The sequence below is a fragment of the Pseudomonas sp. NPDC087804 genome (assembly GCF_044742965.1).
GTDB classification, from domain to species: domain Bacteria; phylum Pseudomonadota; class Gammaproteobacteria; order Pseudomonadales; family Pseudomonadaceae; genus Aquipseudomonas; species Aquipseudomonas rustica.
This window is the reverse complement of the sequence record NZ_JBIUVN010000052.1, coordinates 1-7,680: the sequence shown is the minus strand read 5'-3', so window position 1 is coordinate 7,680 and position 7,680 is coordinate 1. Positions and strand designations below refer to the sequence as shown.

The following is a 7,680-nucleotide window of genomic DNA, read 5'->3' as shown; positions in this document are numbered from 1 at the left end:
CATCGGTCGCGACGAGTACAACATCGACAAGCTGCGCTATCACAACATCATCATCATGACCGAGGCTGACGGCGACGGTTCGCACATCCGTACCCTGCTGCTGACCTTCTTCTTCCGTCAGTTGCCGGAGCTGATCGAGCGTGGCTACATCTACCTCGCTCAACCGCCGCTGTACAAGGTCAAGAAAGGCCAGCAAGAGCAATACATCAAAGACGACGACGCCATGGAAGAGTACATGACGCAGTCGGCCCTGGAAGATGCGAGCCTGCACCTGAACGAAGAAGCCCCGGGCATTTCCGGTGAAGCGCTCGAGCGTCTGGTGAATGACTTCCGCATGGTAATGAAGACCCTCAAGCGTCTGTCGCGCCTGTACCCGCAGGAACTGACCGAGCACTTCATCTACCTGCCGGCCGTGAGCCTGGAAAAGCTCGGCGACCACGCAGCGATGCAAGAGTGGCTGGCCCAGTACGAAGCGCGTCTGCGCACCGTCGAGAAGTCCGGTCTGGTCTACAAGGCCAGTCTGCGTGAAGACCGTGAACGTGGCGTGTGGCTGCCAGAGGTCGAACTGATCTCCCACGGCCTGTCGAACTACGTCACCTTCAACCGCGACTTCTTCGGCAGCAACGACTACAAAACCGTCGTCACCCTCGGCGCTCAGTTGAGCACCCTGCTCGACGAAGGCGCATACATCCAGCGTGGCGAGCGCAAGAAAGCGGTCACCGAGTTCAAGGAAGCACTGGACTGGCTGATGGCTGAAAGCACCAAGCGCCACACCATTCAGCGATACAAAGGTCTGGGCGAAATGAACCCGGATCAGCTGTGGGAAACCACCATGGACCCAAGCGTGCGCCGCATGCTGAAAGTCACCATCGAAGACGCCATCGGCGCAGACCAGATCTTCAACACCCTGATGGGTGATGCGGTCGAACCTCGCCGTGACTTCATCGAGAGCAATGCGTTGGCGGTTTCGAACCTGGATTTCTGATACTCGTTTGCGTCAAACAAAAAGGCCAACGCATTGCGTTGGCCTTTTTTATTGGCAGATCAAAAGATCGCAGCCTGCGGCAGCTCCTACAGGAGATCAATGTAGGAGCTGCCGAAGGCTGCGATCTTTTGATCTTACTCGGGCGCTGCCGCCACACTCTCCAACCGATACCCATACCCATAAATCGTCAACAACTGCCACCCTCGATCCGCCGTCAGTCCGAGCTTGTTCCGCAGGCGATAAATATGCGTATCCAGCGGCCGCGACGACGCCATCTCCTCATGCGGCCAAAACCGTTCATATAGATAATCCCGCGATAACGGCCTCCCCAGGTTGCTGAACAGGCACCGCGCCAGTCGATACTCGCGCTCGGTCATGACAATCGGCTTTCCCTCGCGGGTAACGGTCAATTCAGCGTCATCAAACGTCAGATCATTAAAGCTCAGCACTTCCGTCGCCGCCGCACGTTGCTGGCTGTGCCGCCGCAATACCGCAGCCACCCGCGCCTTCAATTCATTCGGCCGAAACGGCTTGCTCACATAATCATCCGCCCCCGCATTCAACGCCTGAACGATATCGCTCTCGCCATCACGGCTGGTGAGCATGATTGCCGCTGGTGGCGCTTCCATGTGTTCGCGGGTCCAGCGCAGCAGGGCCAGGCCGGTGAGGTCGGGCAGTTGCCAGTCGAGGATCAGCAGGTCGAAAGTTTCCCGGCGCAGTTGGCGCAGCAGGTCTTCACCGCGTTCGAAGCTGTGCAGTGACCACGGCTGTTCGCCGGCATCGGCCATTTGCTGCAGGGTTTGCTCGACCCGGCGCAGTTCGGCGGGTTCGTCGTCCAGAATCGCAACGCGCATTCGCGGTCATTCCTTGTTGCTTGGGCAGTTGGCGGACAACCATAGTCGCTCGGCCCTCGCAGTGAAAGTAAGCAGCCCGCCGTTGGTCGACGTCCGCTATGATTCTTCGGGTCTACGTCTCAGACCTGTGGCCCATGAAACCATTCACCCTGCCCTGCCGTTTTTCCAAATGAACACTAATCGCCGGCGCGAAAGCCGCGAGCCCAGCCAAGTGCAGCGCCTGTTCCGACAGCTGGTGCGCGAGTGGTTGTGGATAAGTCTAGTGCTGTTGCCGCTGACTGCGCTGTTGTCGTATCGCGCGCAGATCAACCTTCACGGTGCGGCTCCCGTCATGGGGGCGATGCTTTCGGTTGGGCTGGTGGCGTGCGTACTTGGTTTGCTGTTGTGGCGTCCGCGCTGGGCGTTGTGGATAACGTTGGTTGGCATGGCCGGCGTGCTGCTGACCAGCGCCGGGCTGGCGGAGATGCGTCGCTGGTGGTCGCCGACGCCGGCGGTGTTGGGCATGTTGTTTGGCTATCTGATCTGGAACTGGCGGCGCCTGAGTGTGGTGCTGACTTATTTCGGCTGGGAGCTGACGCGGCTGGATGGAGAGCCGAAGGTTTTCCCTGAGCGCCGTCGCACGCAATTCACCGGCGCCGATCGTTTGCAGGGGCAGATCATGGCCCTCGAGCAAGCCATGAGCCGCACCCGCGATACTCGACGCTTCATCGCAGACGGTTTGGAATACTTGCCGGTCGCCACACTGATCAGCGATCCCAAGGGGCAGATCCTGCTGGGCAATCGCAAGGCCCGCGCGTTGTTCGATACCTCATTGGTGGGCGACGACGTCCTCGATCAACTCGGCCGCCTCGGCTATCCGGAATTATCCACAGAGCCACGTCCAGCGTTATCCGCCCTGCCGCTGCTGGAATTCCGTGACCACAAGGAACGCAGCCTGCGCCTGGAACGTGCCGCCCTGCTGCCGGTGGATGGGGACACACCGATCGGCTGGCTGCTGAGCCTCACCGACCTCAGCGCCGAACGCGCGGCGGAAGAACAACGCAGCGTATTGCTGCGCTTTCTGTCCCACGACCTGCGCGCGCCACATTCGGCGATCCTCGCTTTGCTGGATGTGCATCGCCATCAGGCCGGGGCTGATGCGCCGTTGTTCGAACAGATCGAACGTCAGGTGCGCCGCGCGCTGGATCTGACCGACGGTTTTGTTCTGCTGGCGCGAGCTGAGTCTGAGACTTACCAATTTCAACCGACGTTGTTCGCGATGCTGGTGCTCGACGTGCTGGATCAAGCGTTGCCCATTGCCCAGCAGAAACGCATCGAGCTGCTGCATGACATGGATGAAGAGTCGCAGGAACGTCTGATCAATGCCGATCAAGGCTTGCTGACCCGCGCGCTGTTCAACCTGCTGGAAAACGCGATCAAGTACAGCCCGGCCGACACCACGATCACCCTGCGCGTCCGTTGCCTTGAGGAATGGTTGCACTGTGAATTGATCGATCAAGGCAAAGGCATCGCCGCCGATGAATTGCCGGATCTGTTCAGTCAGTACCGCCGTTTTTCCTCCGCCCAAGGCATCGATGGCGTGGGGCTGGGCCTGTCGATGGTCAAAGCGGTGGTTGATCACCATGGCGGTAAAATCGAATGCCGCAGCGTGGTGGATCAAGGCACCACGTTCCTGCTGGAGTTACCGCTGATTCACGAGTGAACAGGCACAAAAAAACCGGCTATATCAGCCGGTTTTTTTACATCGGAAAAAAACTTATGCACCTTTTACGGTCTTTTATGAGCTTGAGAAATATATAAGTAAATCAATTACTTAATCTCAATATTCAAGCCTTTTCAAACAAACCGTACACAGGTTATCCACAAAATCTCAGACAGCGATCTGATCATTGGCGACCGGTGCCTGCGGGGCCGGTGGCAGAGAGCCCATTTCGCGTTGGGTCTTCTCGTTCCAGGCTTGCACCCGGTCGTTCAACTCGGCAATGGCGCGCGGGCCTGTGCCTTCGGCGTACATCGGTTCGCCGATGACCACCGTGATCACGCCGGACTTTTTACCCCAACCGACTTTCGGCCAGAATTTGCCGGCATTGTGTGCAATCGGCAGTACCGGAAGCGCCGCATTCACCGCCAAAGCGCTGCCACTGCGGGAGAACTTGCCGACAGTGCCAAACGGCACGCGTGTGCCTTCCGGAAAGATCAGCACCCAAACGTTGTCCTTGAGCAGCTCGTCACCTTTGGCGGCGACTTGTTTCAGTGCAGCTTTCGGGTTGTCACGGTCAATCGCGATCGGCCGCAACATGGCCATGGCCCAGCCGAAGAACGGCACGTAAAGCAGTTCGCGTTTGAGCACTTGGCTCAACGGCGAGAAATAAGCGGAGAGAAAGAACGTCTCCCAGGTGCTCTGGTGGTTCGATTGAATCACGCAGGGCCGGTCAGGCACGTTTTCCGCGCCCTTGATTTCGTAACGGATACCGAGAAATACCTTGGTCAGCCACAAGGCGCAACGGCACCAGTACACGTTGATAAAACGATAACGCGCTTTGAACGGCAGAAACGGCGCGATGAAAAAACTCAAGCTGCACCACAGCAGGGAGGTGGTGCCCAGCAGCAGGTAAAAGAGAAAAATCCTGATGGCCCGCAGTATCGACATAGTGACGTTTACCGTGACGGGGCAATGCCCGAGTGTTCAAGCGCACTCCCGATCAATCCCTGGTCAGGAACTTCAGAAGTACTCTAGTTGTGGATAAGTTCTGCGGCAATCGCCGCCAGATCGTCAAAAATCAGAGTGCCAACCGGCAGGGTTTTGCCCTGAGTCTTTTCGCCTTTTCCGGTCTTTACCAAAACTGGCTGTGAATCGACGGCTTTGGCGGCCTCCAGGTCACCAAGGCTGTCGCCGACGAACCAGACATTGGCCAGCTCGACGTCGTAATGCGCCGCGATGGTTTTCAACATCCCCGGTTTCGGCTTGCGGCAATCGCAGCCTTCGTCCGGCCCATGCGGGCAGTACACGATCAGCCCGACTTCACCGCCCTGCTCCGCGACCAGCTCACGCAACCGCGCGTGCATGGCATCGAGGGTGGCGAGGTCGTAATAGCCGCGAGCAATGCCCGACTGGTTGGTGGCCACCGCCACCGTCCAGCCGGCCTTGCTCAACTGCGCAATCGCTTCGATCGAGCCGGGCAACGGAATCCACTCCGCCACTGACTTGATGTAAGCGTCGGAGTCGTAATTGATCACTCCGTCCCGATCGAGAATCAGCAGTTTCAACAGCAATCCCTCAACCCAGCAGCGAAATGTCGGCAACGCCGAGGAACAGACCACGCAGACGCGCCAGCAGCGCGTAACGGTTGGCCCGCACATTGGCGTCGTCGGCATTGACCATCACCGCGTCGAAGAACGCATCCACCGGCTCACGCAATGCCGCCAGGCGTGCCAGCGATTCGTTGTACTGACGCGCCGCAGCCATCGGCTGTACCGCTTGATCCGCTTGCTGGATCGCCGAGTACAGCGAGAACTCGTTGGCGTTGTCGAAGTACTTCGCTTGTACCTCGGTCGGTACTGCGCCTTCGAGTTTGCTCAACAGGTTCGATACACGCTTGTTCACCGCCGCCAGCGCTGCTGCTTCCGGCAGTTTGCGGAAGGCCTGCACCGCTTGCACACGCTGATCGAAGTCCAGCGCCGAACCCGGCTTCAGGGCACGTACCGACAGGTAAGTGGCGACTTCAACGCCTTCGTCTTCATAACGCGCACGCAGACGGTCGAAGATGAATTCCAGCACGGACTCGTTGAGGCCGGCAGCCTTGACCTTGGCACCGAACGCATTCACGGCGAAAGCCACGGCGTCGTTCAGGTCGAGGTCGAGTTTCTTCTCGATGAGGATACGCAGCACGCCGAGTGCCGCACGGCGCAGGGCGTACGGGTCTTTGCTACCGGTTGGCAGCATGCCGATACCGAAGATACCGACCAGAGTGTCGAGCTTGTCAGCGATCGCGACGGCCGCACCGGTCAGGGTGGCTGGCAGTTCAGCACCGGCACCGCGTGGCATGTATTGCTCGTTGAGCGCCAGCGCGACGTCTTCCGGCTCGCCATCATTGAGGGCGTAGTAGTAACCGGCGACACCTTGCATCTCCGGGAACTCGCCAACCATTTCGGTGGCGAGGTCGCACTTCGACAGCAGGCCAGCGCGAGCAGCCCACGAAGCGTTGCCGCCAATGCGAGCGGCGATGTACGCAGCCAGTTTCGATACGCGCTCGGCCTTGTCGTAGACGCTGCCGAGTTTTTCCTGGAACACCACGTTCTGCAGGCGCAGGTTGAAGTCTTCGAGTTTCTGCTTCTTGTCTTGCTTGAAGAAGAACTCGGCGTCGGTCAGGCGTGGGCGAACCACTTTCTCGTTACCGGCGATGATCTGTTGCGGGTCTTTGCTTTCGATGTTGGCCACAGTGATGAAACGTGGCAGCAACTTGCCGTCGGCATCCAGCAGGCAGAAGTACTTCTGGTTGTCCTGCATGGTGGTGATCAGCGCTTCTTGCGGCACGTCGAGGAAACGTTCCTCGAACGAGCACACCAGCGGCACCGGCCATTCAACCAGCGCGGTCACTTCGTCGAGCAGTGCCGGCGGCACGATGGCCGTGCCTTCCTGACGGGTGGCCAGCTCTTCGGTGCGCTTGCTGATGATCTCGCGACGCTCGTTGGCGTCGGCCAGCACGTAAGCGGCACGCAGGTCGGCGAGGTAGCTCGACGGCGAACCGATGCGCACGCTTTCCGGGTGATGGAAGCGGTGACCACGGGAATCACGGCCAGCCTTCTGCGCGAGGATGGTGCAGTCGATGACCTGGTCACCGAGCAGCATCACCAGCCATTGGGTCGGACGCACGAACTCTTCCTTGCGCGCACCCCAACGCATGCGTTTCGGGATCGGCAGGTCGTTCAGCGAATCTTCGACGATGGTCGGCAGCAGACTCGCGGTCGGCTTGCCGGCGATGCTCTGGCTGTAACGCAGTTTCGGGCCGCTTTGATCGATTTCGCTCAGATCGACGCCGCACTTCTTGGCGAAACCCAGTGCTGCTTGCGTTGGATTACCTTCAGCGTCGAACGCCGCCTGACGTGGCGGGCCGTCGAGGTTGATGCTGCGATCCGGTTGCTGGGTGGCCAGCGCGGTGATCAGCACAGCCAGACGGCGCGGCGCGGCGTAGACGGTTTTAGTCTCATAGCTCAGGCCGGCGGCTTGCAGGCCCTTGTCGATACCGGCGAGGAACGCGTCAGCCAGGGTATTCAGGGCTTTCGGTGGCAGTTCTTCGGTGCCCAGTTCAACCAGAAAATCTTGCGCACTCATTGTGCTGCCTCCAGCTTGGCCAGTACTTCGTCACGCAGGTCCGGGGTCGCCATCGGGAAGCCCAGCTTGGCGCGTGCCAGCAGGTAGGCTTGCGCAACGGAACGCGCCAGGGTGCGTACGCGCAGAATGTATTGCTGACGCGCGGTCACCGAGATCGCCCGGCGCGCATCCAGCAGGTTGAAGGTGTGCGAGGCCTTCAACACCATTTCGTAGCTCGGCAACGGCAACGGCTGGTCGAGTTCGATCAGGCGCTTGGCTTCGCTTTCATAGAAATCGAACAGTTCGAACAGTTTGTCGACGTTGGCGTGTTCGAAGTTGTAAGTGGACTGCTCCACTTCGTTCTGGTGGAACACGTCGCCGTAGGTGACTTTGCCCATCGGGCCGTCAGCCCAGACCAGGTCGTAGACCGAGTCCACGCCTTGCAGGTACATGGCCAGACGCTCAAGACCGTAAGTGATCTCGCCGGTCACCGGGTAGCACTCGATGCCGCCCGCCTGCTGGAAGTAAGT

Annotated in this window: 7 protein-coding genes; 2 read left to right on the top strand and 5 right to left on the bottom strand. The window is 59.4% G+C overall.

Annotation, left to right across the window (positions count from 1 at the left end):
• The coding region (locus ACIOMO_RS27580) for a toprim domain-containing protein (RefSeq protein ID WP_401244638.1) at positions 1-985 on the top strand (985 nt) is incomplete at its 5' end.
• 134 nt (positions 986-1,119) lie between these two features.
• Here ACIOMO_RS27580 and ACIOMO_RS27575 read toward each other — a convergent pair.
• Positions 1,120-1,839, bottom strand: coding sequence for a response regulator transcription factor (locus tag ACIOMO_RS27575; protein ID WP_159813443.1), 720 nt, complete (start codon positions 1,837-1,839; stop codon positions 1,120-1,122).
• Between the two features lie 169 nt (positions 1,840-2,008).
• Here ACIOMO_RS27575 and ACIOMO_RS27570 point away from each other — a divergent pair, with 169 nt between their 5' ends.
• The gene (locus tag ACIOMO_RS27570; protein WP_401244636.1) at positions 2,009-3,541 is read left to right on the top strand and encodes an ATP-binding protein; all 1,533 of its coding nucleotides are present in this window, start codon (positions 2,009-2,011) and stop codon (positions 3,539-3,541) included.
• Positions 3,542-3,709: 168 nt separating this feature from the next.
• On the opposite strand, the gene ACIOMO_RS27565 is transcribed toward ACIOMO_RS27570, so the two are convergent.
• The 4 genes from ACIOMO_RS27565 to ACIOMO_RS27550 form a co-directional block, all read right to left on the bottom strand.
• Positions 3,710-4,489 (bottom strand): 1-acyl-sn-glycerol-3-phosphate acyltransferase, encoded by a 780-nt coding sequence (locus tag ACIOMO_RS27565; protein ID WP_212545434.1) that lies wholly within the window; start codon positions 4,487-4,489, stop codon positions 3,710-3,712.
• Between the two features lie 83 nt (positions 4,490-4,572).
• On the bottom strand, positions 4,573-5,112 hold the full coding sequence (gene gmhB / locus ACIOMO_RS27560; RefSeq protein ID WP_163024079.1) for a D-glycero-beta-D-manno-heptose 1,7-bisphosphate 7-phosphatase: 540 nt from the start codon (positions 5,110-5,112) through the stop codon (positions 4,573-4,575).
• 4 nt (positions 5,113-5,116) lie between these two features.
• The gene (gene glyS, locus ACIOMO_RS27555) at positions 5,117-7,171 is read right to left on the bottom strand and encodes a glycine--tRNA ligase subunit beta (protein WP_212550269.1); all 2,055 of its coding nucleotides are present in this window, start codon (positions 7,169-7,171) and stop codon (positions 5,117-5,119) included.
• A partial coding sequence (locus ACIOMO_RS27550) for a glycine--tRNA ligase subunit alpha (RefSeq protein WP_401244634.1) occupies positions 7,168-7,680 on the bottom strand: 513 nt, incomplete at its 5' end. The genes ACIOMO_RS27550 and glyS, both read right to left, overlap by 4 nt.